20 protein-coding genes and 1 tRNA gene are annotated in these 21,090 nt (G+C 62.9%); 14 read left to right on the forward strand and 7 right to left on the reverse strand.

Features of this window, described 5'->3' with window-relative positions; all coding sequences use genetic code 11:
- Positions 1-75: 75 nt before the first annotated feature.
- On the reverse strand, positions 76-1,329 hold the full coding sequence (locus tag G6R19_RS01655) for an FAD-dependent oxidoreductase (protein WP_163161702.1): 1,254 nt from the start codon (positions 1,327-1,329) through the stop codon (positions 76-78).
- A 350-nt stretch (positions 1,330-1,679) separates the two neighbouring features.
- On the opposite strand from G6R19_RS01655, the gene G6R19_RS01660 reads away from it, so the two are divergent.
- Genes G6R19_RS01660 through G6R19_RS01675 form a run of 4 tightly spaced genes read left to right on the forward strand, consistent with a single transcriptional unit; the run spans position 1,680 to position 5,892 of the window.
- Complete coding sequence (locus tag G6R19_RS01660; RefSeq protein WP_240341727.1) at positions 1,680-2,474, forward strand: glycosyltransferase; 795 nt, start codon at positions 1,680-1,682, stop codon at positions 2,472-2,474.
- Positions 2,474-3,886: a glycosyltransferase family 4 protein gene (locus G6R19_RS01665; protein WP_163161704.1), complete on the forward strand. Its 1,413-nt coding sequence runs from the start codon at positions 2,474-2,476 to the stop codon at positions 3,884-3,886. The genes G6R19_RS01660 and G6R19_RS01665 overlap by 1 nt, the downstream gene beginning before the upstream one ends.
- 18 nt (positions 3,887-3,904) lie before the next feature.
- A complete protein-coding gene (locus G6R19_RS01670; RefSeq protein ID WP_240341728.1) occupies positions 3,905-5,107 on the forward strand; it encodes a glycosyltransferase family 4 protein in 1,203 nt (400 codons plus the stop codon).
- Positions 5,104-5,892: a PIG-L family deacetylase gene (locus G6R19_RS01675; protein WP_163161706.1), complete on the forward strand. Its 789-nt coding sequence runs from the start codon at positions 5,104-5,106 to the stop codon at positions 5,890-5,892. The genes G6R19_RS01670 and G6R19_RS01675 overlap by 4 nt, the downstream gene beginning before the upstream one ends.
- On the opposite strand, the gene rarD is transcribed toward G6R19_RS01675, so the two are convergent.
- The gene (gene rarD / locus G6R19_RS01680; RefSeq protein WP_163161708.1) at positions 5,889-6,947 is read right to left on the reverse strand and encodes an EamA family transporter RarD; all 1,059 of its coding nucleotides are present in this window, start codon (positions 6,945-6,947) and stop codon (positions 5,889-5,891) included. The two genes, G6R19_RS01675 and rarD, sit on opposite strands and share 4 nt — an antisense overlap.
- An 84-nt stretch (positions 6,948-7,031) precedes the next feature.
- Between rarD and G6R19_RS01685 the strand changes: the two genes are divergently transcribed.
- From G6R19_RS01685 to G6R19_RS01715, 7 genes are all read left to right on the forward strand, one after another.
- Entirely contained in the window at positions 7,032-8,030 is a 999-nt protein-coding gene (locus tag G6R19_RS01685; RefSeq protein WP_163161710.1) for a DNA topoisomerase IB, read from the forward strand.
- 103 nt (positions 8,031-8,133) lie between these two features.
- Complete coding sequence (locus G6R19_RS01690) at positions 8,134-9,567, forward strand: FAD-dependent oxidoreductase (RefSeq protein ID WP_163161712.1); 1,434 nt, start codon at positions 8,134-8,136, stop codon at positions 9,565-9,567.
- Between the two features lie 179 nt (positions 9,568-9,746).
- Positions 9,747-11,141, forward strand: a complete 1,395-nt coding sequence (locus G6R19_RS01695; RefSeq protein ID WP_163161714.1) for a helix-turn-helix domain-containing protein — start codon at positions 9,747-9,749, stop codon at positions 11,139-11,141.
- Positions 11,142-11,241: 100 nt separating this feature from the next.
- Complete coding sequence (locus tag G6R19_RS01700) at positions 11,242-12,765, forward strand: aldehyde dehydrogenase family protein (protein WP_163161716.1); 1,524 nt, start codon at positions 11,242-11,244, stop codon at positions 12,763-12,765.
- 3 nt (positions 12,766-12,768) lie between these two features.
- Positions 12,769-13,179, forward strand: a complete 411-nt coding sequence (locus G6R19_RS01705; RefSeq protein ID WP_163161718.1) for a DUF779 domain-containing protein — start codon at positions 12,769-12,771, stop codon at positions 13,177-13,179.
- Between the two features lie 173 nt (positions 13,180-13,352).
- A complete protein-coding gene (locus G6R19_RS01710; RefSeq protein WP_163161720.1) occupies positions 13,353-14,900 on the forward strand; it encodes an amino acid permease in 1,548 nt (515 codons plus the stop codon).
- Positions 14,901-15,082: 182 nt separating this feature from the next.
- A complete protein-coding gene (locus G6R19_RS01715) occupies positions 15,083-15,448 on the forward strand; it encodes a nuclear transport factor 2 family protein (protein ID WP_163161722.1) in 366 nt (121 codons plus the stop codon).
- A gap of 3 nt (positions 15,449-15,451) precedes the next feature.
- Here the strand turns inward: G6R19_RS01715 and G6R19_RS01720 are convergent, their stop codons facing one another.
- The 3 genes from G6R19_RS01720 to G6R19_RS01730 form a co-directional block, all read right to left on the reverse strand.
- Positions 15,452-16,087 carry a DUF2461 domain-containing protein gene (locus G6R19_RS01720; RefSeq protein WP_163161724.1) on the reverse strand — a complete coding sequence of 212 codons (636 nt, stop codon included), beginning with the start codon at positions 16,085-16,087 and terminating at the stop codon, positions 15,452-15,454.
- 137 nt (positions 16,088-16,224) lie between these two features.
- Positions 16,225-17,721, reverse strand: coding sequence for a catalase (locus G6R19_RS01725; RefSeq protein ID WP_163161726.1), 1,497 nt, complete (start codon positions 17,719-17,721; stop codon positions 16,225-16,227).
- Positions 17,722-17,728: 7 nt separating this feature from the next.
- Positions 17,729-18,214: a Fur family transcriptional regulator gene (locus tag G6R19_RS01730; protein ID WP_163161728.1), complete on the reverse strand. Its 486-nt coding sequence runs from the start codon at positions 18,212-18,214 to the stop codon at positions 17,729-17,731.
- Positions 18,215-18,391: 177 nt separating this feature from the next.
- Between G6R19_RS01730 and htpX the strand changes: the two genes are divergently transcribed.
- Positions 18,392-19,258, forward strand: a complete 867-nt coding sequence (htpX, locus tag G6R19_RS01735) for a zinc metalloprotease HtpX (protein WP_163161729.1) — start codon at positions 18,392-18,394, stop codon at positions 19,256-19,258.
- A 149-nt stretch (positions 19,259-19,407) separates the two neighbouring features.
- Here htpX and G6R19_RS01740 read toward each other — a convergent pair whose 3' ends face one another.
- The gene (locus tag G6R19_RS01740; RefSeq protein ID WP_050054209.1) at positions 19,408-19,899 is read right to left on the reverse strand and encodes a YajQ family cyclic di-GMP-binding protein; all 492 of its coding nucleotides are present in this window, start codon (positions 19,897-19,899) and stop codon (positions 19,408-19,410) included.
- A 187-nt stretch (positions 19,900-20,086) separates the two neighbouring features.
- Between G6R19_RS01740 and G6R19_RS01745 the strand changes: the two genes are divergently transcribed.
- Complete coding sequence (locus G6R19_RS01745; protein WP_163161731.1) at positions 20,087-20,341, forward strand: hypothetical protein; 255 nt, start codon at positions 20,087-20,089, stop codon at positions 20,339-20,341.
- A 183-nt stretch (positions 20,342-20,524) separates the two neighbouring features.
- Positions 20,525-20,606 (forward strand) — tRNA-Tyr (locus G6R19_RS01750).
- A gap of 248 nt (positions 20,607-20,854) precedes the next feature.
- Here G6R19_RS01750 and G6R19_RS01755 read toward each other — a convergent pair.
- Positions 20,855-21,052, reverse strand: coding sequence for a hypothetical protein (locus G6R19_RS01755; RefSeq protein WP_163161733.1), 198 nt, complete (start codon positions 21,050-21,052; stop codon positions 20,855-20,857).
- Positions 21,053-21,090: the final 38 nt, after the last annotated feature.

The following is a 21,090-nucleotide window of genomic DNA, read 5'->3' on the forward strand; positions in this document are numbered from 1 at the left end:
CGCGAACAAACCCCCAGGCCCCGGAACTACCGTTCCGGGGCCTGGGGGTTTAAACTGCGGTCTGTTCTTACGCCGCTATCTGACGTCGTTGTCCGGTCCGCCGATGACCACCTGCGCCGGGCTGTGCAGGACGTACCCGTTGAGCCAGGAAAACAGGGCACGCACTTTCTGCTGGAATCCGGACAGGAGGGCAAGGTGGACCAGGAGCCAGGACATAAAAGCCAAGGACCCTTGAAGCTGGACGCGCTTGCGGCCGAGCTCAGCGACGGCGGCGCCCCGGCCGATCATGGCCATGTATCCCTTGTCCGTGTAGTGGAAAGGCTGCCGGGTGCCGCCGTTGAGGTCGGCGTAGACGTTGCGGGCAGCCCACTTTCCGGCCTGCTGGGCCACGGAGCCAAGCTGCGGCAGTTTCGCCCCGGTTGAATCGGTGATGTTGGCTGCGTCGCCGATGACGTAGACGCCTTCTGCACCGGGAGCAGTCAGATCCGTGCGGACGTCGATCCGTCCGCCTTTTCCCTGGGGAAGCCCCGAGCCGGCCAGCAGATCACCGGCTTTCAAACCGCCGGCCCAGACCACGATGCCGCCCGGGATGTCCGTCCCGTCGGCAAGGGCCACGCCGTTCGCCCGCACCTCGGTCACGCCCACTCCCATGTGCAGTTGGACACCGATCTTCGTCAGGCGCTGCCGGGTGTATTCCTGGGACTTCGACGAGAACATGGTCAGTACCGTCGGGACCATGTCCACCAGGTGCACGCGGCACCGTGCCGCGAGCTCAGGGGAAAAGTACTTGGCCACCACGAATTTGATGTTTTCCGCCAGGGCTCCGGCGGTCTCCACGCCGGTAGGGCCGCCGCCCACCACCACCATGTCCACTTTGGCGCCTGGCTCCCTGTCGGCCCGGTCCAGCAGCCGCGTCACGCTGGTGCCGAGCCGGGTGGCGTCCGTGACCGAATACAACGGGAAGGCATGTTCCTCCGCGCCGGGGGTATTGAAAAAGTTGGGCACCGCACCGACGGCGATCACCAGTGACTGGGCCCGGAAAGTATCACCCTCGGCGGTGGTGACGGTGTGGTTCCCGGCATCGATTGCGGCCACGTCCGCGGTCAGGACCCGCACGTTGCGAAGCCGCCGGAAAACGGAGCGAATGGGCCGGGCAATGGCAGAGACGCCGATCTGCGACGTGGCCACCTGGTACAGCAGGGGCTGGAACTGGTGGTAGTTGTTCGAATCAATAAGCAGGACGCGCACGCCCTTGCGGCCAAGTTCCTTCGCTGCCGCTATGCCTGCGAAACCGGCCCCGACCACAATCACCTGATATGAGTCCTCCATCCGAGCAACCTACTCCACAGAGGTTCCCGGCAACAGTGCCTAGGAAGACTTCAGTAGGGAGGCTTCATCACCCCGGCCGAAAGCGTCCTCCTTGCGCTACTTTTGTATGGTTTCCGTGGCGCTCGCTGGGGCGGCTACTCCCCGTAGTCACCCTAGGTATTACCTAATTCCCCTATTCCTAGAGGAATTAGGTAATCCCTAAGCATCCGGAAGTCAGCTCTCCGCAAGTACTCCTAAAGAAGTTTTTAGGGTACCGGATACTCGTGTTTGGGGTTGGCGGCCGCCCGTACCTTGGACGCGGGCGGGTAGGACGACGGTGTCCTAACGCCATCACTGAGGAGATTCGCATCATGCAGACCCTCGAACCTATCGAACAAAAAGAAATGCAACCGTTAAAAGCGGAACGACTCCCCAGAGGCGCCTTGGGCTGGCGGCGTAGTGCAGTGGACTTGGAAGTTATTATTCCGGCTTATAACGAAGCCGGTCGGTTACCTTCTACCCTTAGCCACACCGTTGATTTTCTCAGGACGCAAAGCTGGGATTCCCGCATAGTCGTCGTTGACAACGGCAGCGCCGATGACACCGGCTATGTGGTGCGCCGGATGTCCGCTTTGAAAAGTAAAGTTCCAATTTCACTCATCGGTTGCTCCCGGCCGGGCAAGGGTGCTGCGGTTAGAAGGGGTGTGCTCAGTGGAACTTCCACCTACACCGGCTTTTTCGATGCTGATCTGGCAACGCCGCTCAACACACTGACGGTTGCAATGGAGCACCTAAAGCTGGGCGTTAGCGCCGTAATTGCCTCGCGTCACTCGCCAGGTTCATCGTTCGTTCAGCGGCAGCAATTCGGGCGCAGACTGGGCGGTGCAGCTTTCCGTGTAATGACCAGTTCGATGGTCCATGGCATTTGCGACACCCAGTGCGGCTTCAAATTTTTCGAGCGTGGAGCAATTACACGGTCAATGGTGCAATGCAGGACAGGGGGGTTTGCATTTGACGTCGAGTTGCTTCGGCGGCTTCAAGACGAAGGCGGGCGGATCATCGAAATCCCCGTCGCGTGGACGGACTGCGCTGGTTCGACGTTTCATCCGGTCCGTGATGGCGTAGCCAGCTTCGCGTCCCTCGTCCAAATGCACCGGATGCTGTAATGCTCCACCCTAAAAGCTCGGCTTTGAGTTATCTTAAGGGCAAGCACGTCCTCGTGTTGAACTGGCGTGACATACGCCATTCACAAGCGGGTGGGGCCGAGCAGTACATGCATGAGATTTCAAAGCGCTGGGTTGAAGCCGGCGTTGATGTCGCTTGGTTTACGAGCCGGGACGGGCACCAGAGCGCGACGGAAACTATCGACGGCGTCCGCATATTTCGCAAGGGCGGGCCGTTGACGTTGTATTGGCATGCGGCACTGCGCCTTCTCAGGATGCGGCGACGTATAGATGCAGTCATTGACTGCCAGAATGGTATCCCCTTCTTCTCGCCGTTGTTTGTTAGGAGGAACACTCCTGTTGTGCAGGTAGTGCATCACGTCCACCAGAAGCAATTTGGGACACGGTTTTCGCCGCCGGTCGCGGCCCTCGGCAGATACTTGGAGGGCAACGTAGCTCGAACCATTTACGGCCAGCGTGCGATCGCTGCCGTTTCGCCATCAACGAGGATGGAACTGCGGAAACTGGGCTACCAAGGACCGATCCATGTTGTTCCGAACGGCACGGGTAAGGTTCCGAAAACTGTCGGACGACGGGATCCTGACCCCTTGGTTACGATTGTCAGTCGTCTTGTGCCCCATAAGAGGATTGACGTCCTCATCGGCGAGATTGCCGAAGCGACAACACGAATTCCAAACCTCCGGGCGGAAATTGTCGGGGAGGGTCCGGAGCGCTTCCGTTTGGAACAGATCGTGTTGGACTTGGGTCTGTACTCCAACGTCACCTTCCACGGACATCAGCCCGACCACGTCAGGGATGCCCTGCTCGACCGCGCCTGGCTGACCATGAGTGCTTCCGACGCTGAGGGATGGGGGTGCTCCGTCATCGAGGCCGCAGCAAGGGGTGTGCCGTGCTTGGCCCTGCGGACACCAGGGATCCGAGACAGTGTGGTGGAAGGGAAGACCGGATGGTTGGTCGACTCAGCAAAGGACTTGGGGGTGGAGTTGGTGGAACGCCTGGCCGAGCTGGGCGATGTGGCGACGAGAAGCCAATATTCCTCGGCGTGCCGAAAATGGGCTCGTTGCTTCAACTGGGACCGAAGCGCCGAACTTCTGGCCGGGGTGCTGATGGAGGAAACAGCCGGACGTCTACGCCCTCGGGGCCGCAAACGGGCACACACGCGACGGGACATGGCTACCGTGGCACGATTCGATCTACCGCAGGGTGCCGAGCTTTCCAGCATCCTGAACGCAACAGACGAGGTTGCCGAAGACGGCGGAAACATAGTCGCAATCCTCAAGGGTTGCGACGAGTTTGAAGCATCTGTTGTTCTGAAAAAGATCGGCGTGGACGACGCAGTGCTCTGGTCAGCCTCCAGGAGTGACCTCCTGGCGGGTCCGCCGGGCGCTTTTTGAAGCTGAAGGGGACAGAAGATGAACGCCGTCGAGAAAAGGGCAACTAGGAATTCTGCCACCGCTGACGTCGTAGGAAGAGAACTTTCTTTGCGTATCCTTCATCTGGGGTTTGAAGACCCGATGATGCCGGGGGCAGGAGGAGGATCGGTCCGCACCCACCAGATGAACAGGCGCATTGCATCCAAGGGACATGCAGTCACGGTCCTAACGACCAGGTATCCAGGATGGACTGCCCGAGTGGACGAAGGCGTTCATTATATTCCCCTCGGATTTGGCCAGGGACGGACACGTGTGACGCGGTTGCTCGGGTATTGCCTTCGGCTGCCGGTGGAAGTATGGAAACGACGCTCGACTGTAGACCTCGTGGTGGAAGACTTTTTTGCTCCGTTTTCGACAATGGCTGCCCCGATGTGGACTGGGAAACCAACTTTGGGGGTAGTGCAATGGCTGCACGCGCTCGAGAAGGCGCGCGAGTACAAACTCCCGTTTCACTGGATTGAACGAGCGGGGGTTCGCAAGTACCGCCGCTTGATTGCGGTTTCGGACGGCACAGGGGAACAGTTGCGGCGGATCAACCCTGAGGCGACGATCGATGTGGTCGCTAACGGAGTAGACACGCGGGCATTGGACATTCCGTGGCAGCTGGGGGCAGATATTGTCTGTCTAGGGAGGCTTGAGTTTGAAGGTAAAGGGTTAGACCTCCTCCTGAAAGCCTGGGGCAAGGCGATGAAGAGGATAGACGGAGACCTTCTCATCGCAGGCAGCGGCCCCGACGAGCAAAAGATCAGAGATGCCATTGCCGCTTCGCACCTTAGCGACCGGGTGCGCCTGATCGGTTGGATAACTGGACCGGAAAAGTTCGCAGCACTGGGTGCGGCGAGGCTGGTTGTTGTTCCTTCCCGGGCGGAGACTTTCGGGATCGTGGCAGTGGAGGCTCTGGCTTCGGGCACGCCCGTCATCGCCTTCGACATTCCGTGCCTTAGGGAAGTCGTGCCGCCCCGTTGCGGTTGGCTCGTTCCTCCGTTTGACGTCGAGGGACTGGCAGATGAAATCGTTAAGAGATACAAGGACGTTGCGGATCTTCCCGCTGTGGGGAAGGAAGGCCGAAAGTTTGCGTCGAACTTCGACTGGGATGCCCTCGCCGGCAGGCAGTTGGACGCGTACTACGAAGCATTGCCTGACGCGAGTGTCCGCACCCGAAGATCAGAGGGAAACACGTGAAGTCCGCCCCGCCACAATCCCTTGCCCAATCCCTGTCGACCAGCGAGCCGTGGCTATTTCTGTCGCCTCACCTTGATGACGCCGTTCTGTCCTGCGGTGCTCTCATCGCGTCACAGGTCAGCAGGCGAGACATTTCGGTGCTGACCATTTTTACGGAATGCAGCCGTACGCCGCATTCGAGAGCCGCAAGGTCCTTCCTTCGACAGTGTTCCGCTCAGGATGCGCGTTCACTTTACGAAGCACGTCGGAAAGAGGATGCCCTTGTTCTCGAGGGGCTCGGCGTCCGGCTCCGGCATCTTGGGGCCCCAGATGCGCTATTCCGAAAGCGGCGGGAGGTCTTTCCCGGCAGTGCCAAGTTGGGGAAGGCCCTGCCCGAACTGGTGCATCGCTATCCCACCTACCGGTTCGATATCGCGTTGGGACGTGTTTCAAAGGGTGATAACGCCTTGATAAAGGAGTTGCAGGGCACAGTGGCGCAGCAGATTGAGGAGCTTAAGGCAGGGTTGGTATTCTGCCCAGTTGGAGTGGGCAAACATGTTGACCACTTGATAACCCGGATGGTGGGGGAAGTATCAGCGGAACGAACAGTGTTCTATTCTGATTTTCCGTACAACCAGAATCAGCAGCCAGACGAGGCCTTCTTGCGGAACCGGTCGCTCACGGAATGGCATTGGGGCGACGGGATTAAGTCCAAACATCAGCGTGTGCGTCAGTACGCCACACAAGCACGCGCACTTTTTCCCGATGGAAGTATTCCTGTCGCTCCAGAAATCTATTATGCCTAGGCGTGCGCGAGACGTTCGGGCGAGCTTTTGCGGAGTGAGCGCAGCATGTCCACGGTCAGGACGAGCAAGGCCACCCAGACCACGCCGAAACCGATCCACCGGTCGAGGGTCATCGCTTCCTTGAACACCACCAGTGCCAGGACGAACTGCAGCAGGGGTGCGAAGTACTGGAGCAGCCCGATAGTGGTCATGGGGAGCCTGCGCGCCGAGGCCCCGAAGAACAGCAAAGGAACAGCGGTGATCACACCGGAGGCCAGCAGGAGCCAGAAATGGCCCGGGCCCTGGGTGGTGAGGGTCGCCGTACCCGTTAGGGCGAGGTAGACCATGGTCACCGCCGCGAACGGGGCCAGCACCATGGTTTCCACACTGAGGCTGGTGACGGCGTCCACCCTGGGGCCAACACGTTTCTTGACGAAGCCGTAGAGGCCAAAGCTGAAGGCCAGCGTCAGGGCGATCCAGGGCAGCTTCCCGTAGGAATAGGTGAGTACGCCCACCGCAACAAACCCGATGCCTACCGCCGCCCACTGGAGCGGGCGCAACTTTTCCTTTAGCACAAACACGCCCAGCAGGACGGAGACCAGCGGGTTGATGAAGTAGCCGAGGGAGGCCTCCACTGCCTGGCCGGTGGTCACTCCATAGGTGTAGGTCAGCCAGTTCACGGCGATCAGGAACGCGGCCAGGGCCAGGGAGCCAAACACGGCGCGGTTCCGCAGCGCACCGGCCAGAGCACCCCATGAACGGGTGACGGTGATCAGCAGCGCGCAGAACAGCAGCGACCACACCACGCGGTTCGCCACGATTTCCACGGCGCCGGCCGGCATCAGGACAAAGAAGTACAGGGGGAGCAACCCCCACAGCCCGTACGCCCCGATGCCAAAGAGGATTCCCGCCGTCGTCTCCTTGTCCACTGCCTTGGGCGGCGCACCCTTGCTGCCTGCCGCGGGCGTTGCCGCTGGCGCCGGAACTTCCGACGTCGGCGCGGAGGGCGATGCTGGAGGTGCGGACGGAGCAGGGACAGGCGAGGAGGATCCATCGGGAGAAGGCACGATATCCATAACATCAGTTCCAGGGCAGGTATTCCGGCAAATAGTCAGTAGGCTTGCTTTTATGATATTTGCCGACCGGCGGAAGACCACCCGATGAGGCTCCGGCGCAGCAACGCCTCGGGCCGCGGATACCGCCGCGTCGCCGCAGGCAAGGGCTTCAGCTACCGGGACCTCGATGGGTCAACACTGCCGCCGGGCCCGGTCCGTGAGCGGTTGGAGAGCATCGGAATCCCGCCGGCCTGGACGGACGTGTGGATCGCACCGTTCGAAAACGGGCACATCCAGGCCACCGGCGTGGATGCTGTGGGCCGGCGGCAGTACATCTACCACCCGGAATGGCGGGAACGGAAGGACCGGGTGAAGTTCGACCGGGCCCTGCAGCTGGCCGAATCGCTTCCCGCCGCCCGCCGCCGCGTCACCATGGACCTCCGCGGCGAGGGGTTCTCCCGCGAGCGCGTCCTCGCCGGAGCCTTCAGGATGCTGGACAGCGGGTCCCTGCGGGTGGGGTCCGAGCGGTACACCAACGAAAACGGCAGCCACGGGCTCGCCACCCTGCTGTGCGCCCACGTCCAGGTGCGCAAGGACCGGATCCATTTGAGGTTCCCGGCCAAGAGCGGCAAGGACTGGGAGTCCGAAATCCGCGACGCCGACCTCGCGGCCCTGCTGCGCCTGCTCAAGCGGCGCGGCGCCAACGCCAGGCTCCTGGCGTATAAGGAAGGCCGGCGTTGGCGGCCCGTCACCAGCGCGGACATCAACGCGTACGTGAAGGAGCGGACCGGTGCGGATTTCACCGCCAAGGACTTCCGGACCCTGCGCGGCACGGTGGCGGCTGCCGCAAGCCTGGCCCGCACGGGCCCCCAGCGGACGGCGGCCAAACGCAAGCGGGCCATCAGCCGTGCCATGATCGAAGCGTCCGAAGTGCTGGGCAACACCCCATCGATTGCCCGCAAGAGCTATGTGGACCCGCGCGTGCTGGACCACTACCACGAGGGTGAAACCATTGACCCCAAGCGTCCTGACTCCGCCGAATCAGAGCTGCGGGCGCTGCTCTACCGCGAAGGCAACGTGGTGCCTCTCGCCAAAAGCGGCTAGGGCCCGGCGTTACGGGCAGCAATATTTCGCAGAAACGGACAATTAGAATAAGTGACTGTGCGCTGCACCTGCCGCGTATCGTCATCGGCCAGAAGGGTCCCAGGTGTCCAACCACGGTGAAACAACCCCCGCACGTCCCCTCCGCGTAGCGATTGTGGGCGCGGGACCTGCCGGTGTCTACGCTGCGGACATCCTCACCAAGTCCAGGGGCGTCAAGGACGGCGACTTCGAGGTCAGCATCGACCTCTTCGAGGCCTATCCTGCCCCGTACGGGCTGATCCGGTACGGTGTGGCACCGGACCATCCGCGGATCAAGGGAATCGTCAACGCCCTGCACAAGGTCCTGGACCGCGGTGACATCCGGTTCCTGGGCAACGTGACCTACGGTCGGGACCTCACCCTGCACGATTTCCGTGCGTTCTACGACGCCGTCATTTTCTCCACCGGCGCCGTCAAGGACGCGGACCTGGCCATCCCGGGCATTGACCTGCAGGGCTCCTTCGGCGGGGCGGATTTTGTTTCCTGGTACGACGGGCACCCGGACGTCCCCCGCGAATGGCCGCTGGAGGCGAAGGAGATCGCCGTGATCGGCAACGGCAACGTGGCCCTGGACGTCGCCCGGATGCTGGTGAAGCACCCGGAGGAGCTGCTCTCCACCGAAATTCCGGACAACGTGTACCAGGGGCTGAAGGCTTCGCCGGTCACGGACGTGCACGTCTTCGGCCGCCGCGGCCCGGCCCAGGTGAAGTTCACGCCCCTTGAGCTGCGGGAGCTCAGCCACATGAATGACGTTGACATCGTGCTCTATCCCGAGGACTTCGAGTTCGATGAGGCCTCCGATGAAGCGATCCGCAGCAACAACCAGATCAAGACCATGGTGAACACGCTCACCAACTGGCTCGTGGAGGAGCACACCGAGTCCGAGAACCCGTCCTCCCGCCGCCTGCACCTGCACTTCCTGCACAGCCCGGTCGAGATTTACGACGACGGCGGCTCGGGCAAGGTGGCGGGCATCAAGTTTGAGCGCATGCAGCTTGACGGCACCGGCAACGCCAAGGGCACGGGCGAGTTCATCGACTACCCGGTGCAGGCCGTCTACCGCGCCATCGGCTACCACGGCTCGGCCCTTGATGAGCTGGAGTACGACGCCAAGCGCGGGGTCATCCCCAACGAAGGCGGCCGCGTACTGGACGCCGAAGGCAACCCGGTCCCGGGAATCTACGCCACCGGCTGGATCAAACGCGGACCTGTCGGGTTGATCGGCCATACCAAGGGGGACGCCCTGGAAACCATCGGTTTCCTCCTGGAGGACCGGCTCACGCTCCCGCCTGCCCAGAATCCTGATCCGCAGGCCATCATCCGCCTGCTGGAAGAGCGCGGCATCGAATACACCACGTGGGAAGGCTGGAACAGGCTCGACGCCCACGAAGCAGCCCTTGGTGCTGCCTGGACGGGGCCGGAAGGCGCGGACCATGTGGTGCGCGAACGCATCAAGGTGGTGCCGCGCGAGGAGATGATCCGCATCTCCCGCGCCTGACGTTCCCGCCTCCACCTCTCCCTGGAGTTTTTGTCCACCTATGCCGACATAAATGCCCTTTAAGTCTGCGTATCTGGACAAAAACTCGGCTAGGTGGGGGAGGAGGGCCGCGTTAGAATGGCGACCACCCCTTGGCCGGCTGAGATGAAGCCGCGCCCGCAGGCAGCAGCAGGAGTTCAATGAGGAACCTGATCCAGCCAGGCCCGGCAGCCGACGCCGAACCGCGCCAGCGTGCCGCCCTCGCCGGGCATGAATACCTGGACAATAGCTTCCGGGACATCAATTTTTTGGAAAGCGCCGCGGTCTCGGAGACGTCGGAGCTCCCCGGGCTGCGGAAACTCATCAGGGAGTCCTGGCAGCGGTCGGCCAGTTTCAAGGCGGACCCGGACAACGCCGCAGCCCCGCTGGCGATCGACCGGGACGAGCTCGAGGACTACCGGCGGCAGCATCCGCTGGCTGCCATCATGCCGGTCATCAACAAGCTCCTGGTCCAGCCCAGCCATGACAGCGGACTGCTGGTTGCCGTGGGGGATGAGGTAGGGCGCCTGCTGTGGGTGGAGGGTGACCCAGGCCTCCGGCGGCGTGCCGAGGGCATGATGTTTGTCCCCGGCGCCGACTGGTCCGAGGCGACCGTGGGCACCAGTGCGCCCGGTACTGCCCTCGCCCTTGGCCGCGGCATCCAGATCGCCGGTGCCGAACACTACCAGCGGGCCGTGCACCCCTGGAGCTGCACGGCTGTTCCGTTTCACGACCCGGACTCCGGGGCGGTCCTGGGAGTTGTGGACATCACTGGCACGGCCACCGCCGTGGCACCGCACACGCTGTCCCTCGTGGAGGCAACGGTGGCTGCCGCCCAGGCACAGCTGCGTGTTGAACGCCTCCAGCGTGCGGCCGAAGCCACGGGCAGGCCTGCACGACGGCGGTCGCCACGTGCCGCGTCCCGGCCACCGGGCGAAAGCACCACGGATGGCAGCCTCTACCGGAACAGCCTTCAGCTGCTGGGCCGCGACCAGGCCTTGCTCAGCCTGGGCGGCAGGACCGTTGCGCTGTCCGCCCGGCACAGCGAAATCCTTGCCCTGCTGAGCACCCACCCGGACGGACTCAGCGCCGAGGAGCTCAACCTCCTGCTCTACCGCGGGGATGGTTCCACCATCACGCTCCGTGCCGAAATGGTGCGCCTGCGCAAAGTTCTGCAGCAACTCAACCCGGACGCCGTTCCGGGCTCCCGGCCGTACCGCCTTCCCCTCGACCTCGTCCCGGACAGTGCCCAAGTGCTGAGCTGCCTGCAACGCGGCGCCCACCGGATCGCCTTGGAGATTTACCGCGGCGCAGTGCTTCCCCGCTCCGAGGCGCCGGGCATTATCGAGCTTCGGAATAAAGTTTCGTCATTGCTGCGGGAAGCAGTCATGACGGACGGCAGCGCCGAGTCGCTGCTGAGGTACGCCGGGCTCCCGGAGGCAAGGGACGACGTCGGCATCCGCCGTGCCGCGCTGCGCCTCCTTCCGCCCCGCTCGCCCAAGCGGGCCGCCGTCGTCGCAGACCTCGAGCGGCTGGAAGCCGAACTGCACGCCTAATCCCCACCCGCTCCTCAAGGTTGCAACCTTGTTGCAACCTTCCCGCTCCTACGCTGGCTCCAACGGCGAAAGCCTGATCTGCACAGCAAAGGAGCTAGCAATGACTGTTTACGCACAGCCCGGAACCGAGGGCTCGAAGGTCACGTTCAAGGACCGCTACGAGAACTGGATCGGCGGGGAATGGGTGGCCCCGGTGAAGGGGCAGTACTTCGAAAACATTACGCCGGTAACGGGCAAGGCCTTCTGCGAGGTGGCGCGCGGCACGGCCGAGGACATTGAACTGGCGCTTGATGCCGCGCACAAGATTGCCCCGTCCTGGGGAAAGACTTCGGTGGCCGAGCGCGCCGCGATCCTGAACAAAATCGCGGACCGCATCGACGAGAACCTGGAAATGCTGGCGGTGGCCGAGTCCTGGGACAACGGCAAGCCCATCCGCGAAACCCTCAACGCGGACCTTCCGCTCGCCGCCGACCACTTCCGCTACTTCGCCTCGGCCGTCCGCGCCCAGGAGGGCAGGCTGTCCCAGCTCGATGACGACACCACGGCCTATCACTTCCACGAACCCCTGGGCGTTGTCGGCCAGATCATCCCCTGGAACTTCCCCATCCTCATGGCCGTGTGGAAGCTCGCCCCAGCGCTTGCGGCAGGGAACGCGGTGGTGCTCAAGCCGGCCGAGCAGACGCCGTCGTCCATCCTGGTCCTGATGGAACTCATCGGGGACCTGCTCCCCGCCGGTGTGATCAACGTGGTGAACGGCTTCGGCGTGGAGGCGGGCAAGCCACTTGCGTCCAGCCCCCGGATCCGCAAGATCGCGTTCACCGGCGAAACCACCACGGGCCGCCTGATCAGCCAGTACGCCAGCCAGAACCTCATTCCTGTCACGCTGGAGCTGGGCGGCAAGAGCCCGAACATCTTCTTCAACGACGTCGCCCAGGACAATGACGCGTTTTACGACAAGGCACAGGAGGGGTTCGCGCTGTTCGCCTTCAACCAGGGGGAGGTGTGCACCTGCCCGTCCCGCGCGCTGGTGCAGGAGGACATCTACGAGTCGTTTATGGCCGACGCCGTCGCCCGGGTGGAAAAGATGGTCCAGGGCAACCCGCTGGACACCGAGACGCAGGTGGGCGCCCAGGCCTCCAACGACCAGCTGGAAAAGATCCTCTCCTACATCGACATCGGAAAGCAGGAAGGCGCCAAGGTCCTCACCGGAGGTGGCCGTGCGGAACTGCCGGGCGACTTGGCCGGCGGCTACTACGTCCAGCCGACCGTGTTCGAAGGCCACAACAAGATGCGCATCTTCCAGGAGGAGATTTTCGGGCCGGTCGTCGCCGTGACGAAGTTCAGCGACTACAGCGACGCCATGGGCATTGCCAACGACACCCTTTATGGGTTGGGTGCAGGTGTGTGGTCCCGGAACGGCAACGTGGCCTACCGCGCCGGCCGCGAGATCCAGGCCGGGCGCGTCTGGGTCAACAACTACCACGCCTACCCGGCCGGGGCCGCGTTCGGAGGGTACAAGTCTTCCGGCATCGGGCGTGAGAACCACGCGATGATGCTGGACCACTACCAGCAAACCAAGAACCTGCTGGTCAGTTACAACGAAAACAAGCTGGGCTTCTTCTAGGCCATGTATCTGAGAAGCGCGATCGACGCCGCGGTGACGCTGCCCGGGGAGGACTTTTCCCGGGTGGCGCTCACGCCCGAGGCCGCGGAACTGTTGCGGAAGCTCTGGCTCCGGCACGGACCGCTGATGTTCCACCAGTCCGGCGGGTGCTGCGACGGGTCATCGCCCATGTGTTTTCCTGTGGGCGACTTCCTCACGGGTGACTCCGACATCCTGCTGGGCCTGTTCGATGTCTCCGATGGCCTCGAACCCCGGCCCCTGGAGTTCTGGATGTCCCGGGAGCAGTTCAACTACTGGAGCCACACGCACCTGACCGTTGATGTGGTGCCGGGTCGGGGCAGCGGTTTCTCGGTGGAAGCGCCGGAAGGCAAACGCTTTTTGATCCGTTCCACGCTGATGGACTGGCCTGCCTAGCAGTTCGATAGAAAGCACTTGGGACCCTCCGTTTGGAGGGTCCCAAGTGCTTTCACAGAATTGGGTTCGGCCGGTTGGCCGTCTCACGATTCGGGACAATTGGGACCGTCCAGTGGATGGACACTATCGTTGATAGGTCTGTTTCCATCAGAAATCAGGATAGTGATCCCCTTATGAACCTTCTCCGGACCAAATCGATCGAGCAGTCGATGGCCGACGCCGATGAACCCGGACGCAAGCTCAAGCGGTCCCTCAGCACCTGGGACCTCATGATCATGGGCGTTGCAGTGGCCGTGGGCGCCGGTATCTTCTCCGTCGGCGCCAAGGCAGCAGCCAACTTCTCCGGCCCTGCCGTCACGCTGTCCTTCGCGATCGCCGCCGTCACCTGCGCCCTTGCCATCATGTGCTACGCCGAGTTTGCCACCGCCATCCCCGTGGCCGGCTCCGCTTACGTCTTCACCTACGCCACGATGGGTGAACTCCTGGCTTGGATCATCGGCTGGAACCTGATCCTCGAGCTCTTCACGGCAGCCGCGGTTATCGCCAAGTACTGGGGTATCTACCTCAGCAAGGTCTTTGCCCTTATGGGGGCCGACATCCCGGCGGCACTCTCCCTCGGCGGCGTGGACCTCTACTGGGGCGCCTTCCTGATCGTTGCCGTCTTTACGGTGCTGCTGGTGCTGGGCACCAAGCTGTCCGCCCGAGTAGGCAACATCTTCACCCTGATCAAGATCGGCGTGGTCCTCTTTGTGATCATCGTCGGCTTCACCTACGTGAAGTTCGAAAACTACAGCCCCTTCATCCCGGCTGCCGAACCGACCGGCGGCACCGGCACCGCAGATGTCCTGAAGCAGTCGTTCTTCGGCTTCCTCACCGGCGCCGCCCCTGCACAGTACGGCACCCTCGGCATCTTCGCCGGCGCGGCCCTGGTGTTCTTCGCCTTCATCGGCTTCGACGTGGTGGCCACGTCCGCCGAGGAAGTCAAGAACCCGCAGAAAACCCTGCCGCGCGGCATCTTCGGCGGTCTTGCCCTGGTGACCCTCCTCTACATCCTGGTTTCCCTGGCCCTGACCGGCATGGTGTCCTACACCCAGCTGGCCGAGGCGGAGAGCCCCACCCTCACCACCGCTTTCGAAGCTGTGGGCGACACGTCTGCGGCCAAGGTCATTGCCTTCGGTTCCCTGGTGGGCCTGACAACCGTGATCATGGTGCTCCTCATGGGGCTGTCCCGCGTGGTCCTTGCCATGAGCCGCGACGGCCTCCTGCCACGTTCACTGTCCAAGACCAGTGACAAGCGCTCCACACCGGTGCGCCTCCAGGTCATCTGCGGCGCCGCCGTTGCGCTGGTGGCCGGCCTGACCAACGTGGACCTGCTTGAGGAAATGATCAACATCGGTACGCTCTCCGCGTTTGTGGTGGTGAGCCTGGGCATCCTGGTGCTGCGCAAGAAGCGCCCGGACCTGAAGCCGGCCTTCCGGGTCCCGTTCGGCAAGGTCCTGCCGATCGTTTCCGCCGTGCTGTGCCTCTACTTGATGACCAACCTGGCGGTGGAAACCTGGATCTTCTTTGCCATCTGGCTGGTGATTGGCCTCGCCATTTACTTCGCCTACGGGCAGCGCCACTCCAGGCTGAACGAACGGTTCGTTGAGGCTAACACGGCCGTCAACGGCGCTCCCGGTGCATCATCGAAGGATGACGAGGACGAGCTGACCCGCGCATGACGCCGTAAAAGTTGTTCAACCAAGCTATGCCAACCGCCCGCTGATTCCTGATCAGCGGGCGGTTCTGCTTTCTCCCACCCGATCGCGCTAGAGAATTCACGTGCAGCCCAGGCGACTTTGGAGTTCAATAAAAGCTGGACCTGAGGCGGGCCCAGGGACGCCTATGGGAGGAAGCGGGCGCTATGGAGAGCACCATGGAGTCGGTGGCAAGGGCTTTTTCAAGCCACCGGTTTGAGGATTCCCTTCCCCAGCTGGACGACGACGTTGCCTGGGAGCTTGTGGGCGGTGAAGAGCTGAGAGGCAAGGCTGCCGTTGTGGATGTCTGCACCTCCCTGGCCCGGGACCTCGAGGACGTGCAAACAAGTTTTGACCAGTTCAGGGTGGTGGTGGCCCCTGACTCCGTTGTGGTTGACAGCGTTGCCAGCTACCTCGCCACGGACGGCAGCATCAGCAGGGTTGCGTCCTGCGACATCTACGACTTCGCGGACGGTCGGGTGGTCCGGATCCGCTCCTACAATGTGGAACTGGCTCCCGACACTGCGGGCTGACGCTCACGGCGCGGCGTAACGGCCAACCCAGTCCACCAACGGCCGCAGTTCATCCCACAACGCCCCGATCTCCTGGACTGCTGCAGGCGTGTCCAGCCAGCCCGGGCGGCCCAGGTCCCTGCTGGCCGCGAGGGACTTGTGCTTCAGGAGCTCGCCCCGCGGATGGTCCCGCGGGTACCCGCGCGGGACAGTCTTGAGCTTCTCTCCCTCCACCGCGAAACCAGCAGCACCGACGGCGTCGATGATATGCCGAAGGGATTCTCCTGTTCCGGAGGCGTCCACCGAGTTGCGGTACCTCACCAGCTGCGCGGGCGTGTGGGAATGGTAGCCGCCGCCCACCAGCAGCCCCTCGGCACTGACTTGCAGGTAGTAGCCCATCCCCTCCTGGACGGAAGCAAAAGCACCCTGTGCCGTTTTGTACGGCGATTTGTCCAGGGAGAACCGGATGTCCCTGTTGGGCCGGAAGATCCTGCCGGGGCCAAACCGCGGTTCCAGCTCCGCGAGCAGGAGCGTGATCGGTTCACGGACCAGCTCCTGGTACCTGTCCTTATGCTCCAGCCACCACTCACGATTGTTGTTGTCCTGCAGCTCTTTGTAGAACTCGAAGGCGCCGGCGGGGATGCCCTGGAAAGTTGTCATGCGTCGATCCTAGGGACGGCTGCCGGCGGCGGCTATGGGGCTGAGTGCCTATGTGGAAAGCGCCCCTTATGTGGAAAATTAAAAAACCACCCCGCCACGGGAATCCGAGGCGGGGTGGTTTCAGCAGCTAAGGCCAATTAGCCGATCTTGTTGGCAGCCTCTGCGTCGGAGGACGGTGCCGATGCAACAGCTACGGCGCCGAGGTTGGCGCGGAGCTTTGCGCCGAGTTCGGCGTCAACGTTGGTCCAGTACTGGATGGCGCGTTCCTTGATGCCGGGGCTCTTGACGCCGCCCACTGCGCCGGTGATGGTCTCGAGCAGTCGGGCCTTGGCGCCGTCGTCGTAAACCTCGCGGTACAGGGTGCCGGCCTGGATGAAGTCGCTGTCCTCGGCGTGGAGGGAGTGCGCGGCAAGGGTCAGCTCGCCGTCGTTCTCCCAGCCCCCGGCCGGGTTCTGCGGCTCAACTGCAGCCGGGCCACCAACAGAGTTGGGGGCGTAGACCGGAACGGAGGGGGCGTTGAAGTGGTAACGCCCGGCGCCGTCCTGGCTGTAGTTGTTGACCTGGTTCTTCGGCTGGTTCACCGGGATCTGGGCGTGGTTGGTGCCCACGCGGTAGCGGTGCGCGTCAGCGTAGGAGAAGATGCGGGCCTGCAGCATCTTGTCCGGGGAAGCGGCGATGCCTGGCACGAAGTTCGAGGGGGCAAAGGTGGCCTGCTCGATCTGCGCGAAGTAGTTCTCCGGGTTACGGTTCAGCTCCATGGTGCCCACCTTGATCAGCGGGTAGTCGCCGTGCGGCCACACCTTGGTCAGGTCGAACGGGTTGAAGCGGTAGGTCTTGGCGTCCTCGTACGGCATGACCTGGACGTGCAGGTCCCAGGACGGGAAGTTGCCGGCTTCGATGTTCTCGGACAGGTCGCGGATGTAGAAGTCCGCGTCCGAACCGGCCAGGGCCTCTGCCTGCTCGCTGGACATCGAGTTCACGCCCTGGTTGGACTTGAAGTGGTACTTCACCCAGAAGCGCTCGCCTTCGGCGTTGATCCACTGGTAGGTGTGCGAGCCGTAGCCCTGCATTTCGCGCCAGGAGGCGGGCAGGCCGCGGTCACCCATGAGCCAGGTGACCTGGTGTGCGGACTCGGGGGACAGGGTCCAGAAGTCCCACTGCATGTCCGCGTCGCGCAGGTGGGTGCCCGGGAGGCGCTTCTGGGAGTGGATGAAGTCCGGGAACTTGATGCCGTCGCGGATGAAGAACACCGGGGTGTTGTTGCCCACGAGGTCGTAGTTGCCCTCGGAGGTGTAAAACTTCACGGCGAAGCCGCGGGGATCGCGCCAGGTGTCCGGGGAACCGTTCTCGCCGGCCACGGAGGAGAATCGGATCAGCATCTCGGTTTCGACGCCGGGCTGGAGGAAGGCTGCCTTCGTGTACCTGGACACGTCCTCGGTGGTCTTGAACGTACCGAATGCACCGCCGCCCTTGGCGTGCACTACGCGCTCCGGAACCCGCTCGCGGTTGAACTGGGCGAGCTTTTCCACCAGGTAGTGGTCAGTCAGGATGATGGCACCGTCGGCACCGACTGACTTTGAGTGTGCGTCGGATGTAACGGGGGCACCTGACTGGGTTGTTGAAATGGCAGTCATTGTTCTCCTATTTCTCTATTTCTTCTGAGGGACGATTGGAAGGAAGTTGTTGGGACTGCTGGCAGTCCTGGCAGATGCCCTGGTACATCACATCGGCGATCTGGATGGTCATGGGCTTGGCGTTCTCGTCCCAGTGGGGCGTGAGGCAGGGGGCGTGGCCCACGGCGCAGTCCACGTCCTCCACCCGGCCGCAGCTGATGCAGATGGCGTGATGGTGGTTGTCCCCGACACGGGTTTCGTACAGCGCGGGGGAGTGCGGGGGTTCGAACCTGCGAAGCATGTGCAGGTCCGTCAGGTCTCCGAGGACCACATACACGGACTGGGCCGTGAGTTCCGGAAGCTCGGCGCGGGCCGCGGCAAGGATGCTTTCGGCAGGAGAGTGGGGATGGCGTTCGACGGCGGTGAGCACCGCCAGCCGCTGTTTGGTCACCCTGCGGCCATGGGCGCGCAGGGCGGCAGCCCATGCCTCGTGGCCGTCAAAGTGCTCTGTCATGACACTATTGAAGCACTTATTATGAACATCTCACAATAAGGCTGTGCTTACCTCGTTGGACCCTTTGGCAACTTCTGCACCACGAGGGGATTCAGGGCATGGACCTGCGCTCTTTAGAAGAGCGCACGGAACCCTGCCCCGTGGAAAGCCGTTCCCATAGAAGAGGGAGGATGAGAAGTGCACAAACACTACAACGGACTCAAGACGGCCGCGCTGTTCGGCGTCCTGTGGGCGGTACTGCTGGGCCTCGGGGCGCTGATCGGCGCCAGTACCCGCAGTTCTGCGCCCATCTGGATCATGGCGCTGGTGGGGGTGGCGACGACGGCGTACGGCTATTGGAACAGCGACAAAATCGCCATCCGGTCCATGCAGGCCTATCCGGTCACCGAAGCGCAGGCTCCGCAGCTGTACCAGGTAGTCCGGGAGCTCTCCGTCCGCGCTAACCAGCCGATGCCCCGCATTTACCTCTCACCCACGATGAATCCGAACGCGTTTGCCACCGGGCGCAATCCGAGGAACGCCGCCGTCTGCTGCACCGAGGGAATCCTGCAGCTCCTGAACGCCCGTGAACTCCGCGGAGTCCTCGGGCACGAACTCATGCATGTCTACAACCGGGACATCCTCACATCCTCGGTGGCGGCCGCTGTTGCGGGCGTCATCACCTCGGTGGGGCAGATGCTGCTGTTCTTTGGCGGCGACCGGCGTAACTCGAATCCGTTGGCGATGCTGGCGATGGCGCTGCTGGCGCCTTTCGCGGCGTCCCTGATCCAGCTGGCCATCTCCCGGACCCGGGAGTACGACGCCGACGAGGACGGCGCACAGCTGACCGGCGATCCGCTGGCGCTCGCCTCAGCCCTGGGAAAAATCGAGCGGGGCGTGGGCATGGCGCCGCTTCCGCAGGACCAGCGGCTGGTGAACGCCTCGCACCTGATGATCGCCAACCCGTTCCGCGGCGGAGCAATGAACAAGCTGTTCGCCACCCACCCGCCCATGCGAGACCGGATTTCGCGGCTGGAGCGGATGGCGGGGCGACCGCTGGTTTAGCTGGGTATTCGTTGGTTTAGCTGTGGCCTTGTGGGCGACGCGCGGATACACCGCGAGACGCAAAGAGGCCGGCGACGCCCGCTATTTGGACGTCGCCGGCCTTTGGCTTAGCGGCTAGTTGCAGGCGCGTCGAAAACGACGGTCCGCTGCTAGCTGCGGAAGTTCACAAACTGCAGGTCGGCCTCGTCGAAGTCCTTTAGCAATGCCATGGTGGCCTGCAGATCGTCGCGGGACTTGGACGTGACGCGCAGTTCGTCGCCCTGGATCTGGGACTTCACGGACTTGGGGGCTTCGTCGCGGATCAGCTTGTTGATCTTCTTCGCCAGGTCCTGGGCGATGCCCTCCTTGATGGAGGCCTCGAGGCGGAACTCCTTGCCGGAGGCGTAGGGTTCGCCGGTGTCCAACGACTTCAGCGAGATGCCGCGGCGGATCAGCTTTGACTGCAGGACATCCAGCACAGCCAGGACGCGTTCCTCGGAATTGGCCTTCATCAGGATCTTCTCGCCGCTGAAGTCCACCTCTGCGCCCACGCCCTTGAAGTCGTAGCGCTGGGCCAGTTCCTTCTGTGCCTGGTTGAGGGCGTTTGCCACTTCCTGCTTGTCCACTTTGCTTACGACGTCGAACGTTGACTCGCCTGCCATGACTCTCCTTGTGCTGGTGGGTGCCCCGTCCGCGGACAGGGCTTGGGTGGCTGAATTCAAGCCTAATACGGATGCTCCCGTTGAGGGGTGAGCCGTATTCACAGTTCCCTCTCAGCGGACGCTCCGGGGGAACGAAGGAGTCCCGCACAGAGTTGTAGGAGTTGGAAAGCTGCACGAAGGGAACACCATGCACCGCAATGCCGTCCGATATGTCACACGCACTACCTCGGCGGCGGCCGGCGCGGTGGCCACAGCAGCAACGTCGGTGGCGGCAGCGGCGGTGGCTGCCTCCATCATCTTCAGCCCGGTGGCGGACGCCTCCTCCCGGCTGGAGGGCGTCCACGCTGACCTGGTCCGTGCCGTGCAGCTGAACCAGATCACCGAGGAGCAGGCATTGAAGTTCGAGGCCCGGCTCGCCGGAAGGATCTTGGGCGAAGGCTGACTGACGCCTGCTCCGGACGCTCTGGAAGCCCCAAATCCCGCGCCGTTGCCGGCTTTCCGGTGCCGATTCGATTCTTCAGCGGAAGTTCTGTATTGTTGTGTTGCCCGCGGTTACTGGAAGCGGAACGGTCCGGAAACGGACGGTTCGCAGACTGCAGCCGGGGGTGATCTTCTTTTGAAGTTCGGCAGATTACCCGAGCGGCCAAAGGGGGCTGACTGTAAATCAGCTGGCAACGCCTACGGGGGTTCGAATCCCTCATCTGCCACAATCCCGGATTTCCGGGAATTTAGACCCGTTCGGATCTCTTCGGAGGTCCGGGCGGGTCTTTCTTATTGGCCGGTGACCACACTTGTGAGCACACCTTGGCTTTTCTTTGACGCCTGCAGCAGTGAAGAGGCACGCTCAGCGGCGTTCCTCGGGACGCCTCCCAGCATGTGCGCGTACAGGTCAGGAGCGATCCGGCTCCCCGAAGTGCTCAACAGCGGACGCGTATGCACGCTCACCACGTCCGGATTACTTCCCTGATCCACTCGTAAATGCTGACGAGGATGCACACCAGCCCACGGCCAGGATCAGCATGCCAACCAGTGAGAGCAGCGTATAGAGATCCTCGTCGCTGCGGTACTGCTCCTGGCTGGATCGTCCGCCCAGTACTTCAAATAGCACCCACCCGATGGGCAGCAGCCCAAGGCCGAGCAGGAATGTCCTCACACGCGCATCTTCCATATGTCCCTCATGTTGAAGACCTT

Origin of the sequence: Arthrobacter sp. Alg241-R88 (genome assembly GCF_900537115.1) — a bacterium.
Taxonomy (GTDB): Bacteria; Actinomycetota; Actinomycetes; order Actinomycetales; family Micrococcaceae; genus Arthrobacter.

Bases quoted from the DNA above. Each gene is read 5' to 3' on its own strand.
- G6R19_RS01655 (WP_163161702.1), bottom strand. From the start codon at position 1,329: ATGGAGGACTCATATCAGGTGATTGTGGTCGGGGCCGGTTTCGCAGGC.
- G6R19_RS01660 (WP_240341727.1), top strand. From the start codon at position 1,680: ATGCAGACCCTCGAACCTATCGAACAAAAAGAAATGCAACCGTTAAAA.
- G6R19_RS01665 (WP_163161704.1), top strand. From the start codon at position 2,474: ATGCTCCACCCTAAAAGCTCGGCTTTGAGTTATCTTAAGGGCAAGCAC.
- G6R19_RS01670 (WP_240341728.1), top strand. From the start codon at position 3,905: ATGAACGCCGTCGAGAAAAGGGCAACTAGGAATTCTGCCACCGCTGAC.
- rarD (WP_163161708.1), bottom strand. From the start codon at position 6,947: ATGGATATCGTGCCTTCTCCCGATGGATCCTCCTCGCCTGTCCCTGCT.
- G6R19_RS01685 (WP_163161710.1), top strand. From the start codon at position 7,032: ATGAGGCTCCGGCGCAGCAACGCCTCGGGCCGCGGATACCGCCGCGTC.
- G6R19_RS01695 (WP_163161714.1), top strand. From the start codon at position 9,747: ATGAGGAACCTGATCCAGCCAGGCCCGGCAGCCGACGCCGAACCGCGC.
- G6R19_RS01700 (WP_163161716.1), top strand. From the start codon at position 11,242: ATGACTGTTTACGCACAGCCCGGAACCGAGGGCTCGAAGGTCACGTTC.
- G6R19_RS01705 (WP_163161718.1), top strand. From the start codon at position 12,769: ATGTATCTGAGAAGCGCGATCGACGCCGCGGTGACGCTGCCCGGGGAG.
- G6R19_RS01710 (WP_163161720.1), top strand. From the start codon at position 13,353: ATGAACCTTCTCCGGACCAAATCGATCGAGCAGTCGATGGCCGACGCC.
- G6R19_RS01715 (WP_163161722.1), top strand. From the start codon at position 15,083: ATGGAGAGCACCATGGAGTCGGTGGCAAGGGCTTTTTCAAGCCACCGG.
- G6R19_RS01720 (WP_163161724.1), bottom strand. From the start codon at position 16,087: ATGACAACTTTCCAGGGCATCCCCGCCGGCGCCTTCGAGTTCTACAAA.
- G6R19_RS01725 (WP_163161726.1), bottom strand. From the start codon at position 17,721: ATGACTGCCATTTCAACAACCCAGTCAGGTGCCCCCGTTACATCCGAC.
- G6R19_RS01730 (WP_163161728.1), bottom strand. From the start codon at position 18,214: ATGACAGAGCACTTTGACGGCCACGAGGCATGGGCTGCCGCCCTGCGC.
- G6R19_RS01740 (WP_050054209.1), bottom strand. From the start codon at position 19,899: ATGGCAGGCGAGTCAACGTTCGACGTCGTAAGCAAAGTGGACAAGCAG.
- G6R19_RS01745 (WP_163161731.1), top strand. From the start codon at position 20,087: ATGCACCGCAATGCCGTCCGATATGTCACACGCACTACCTCGGCGGCG.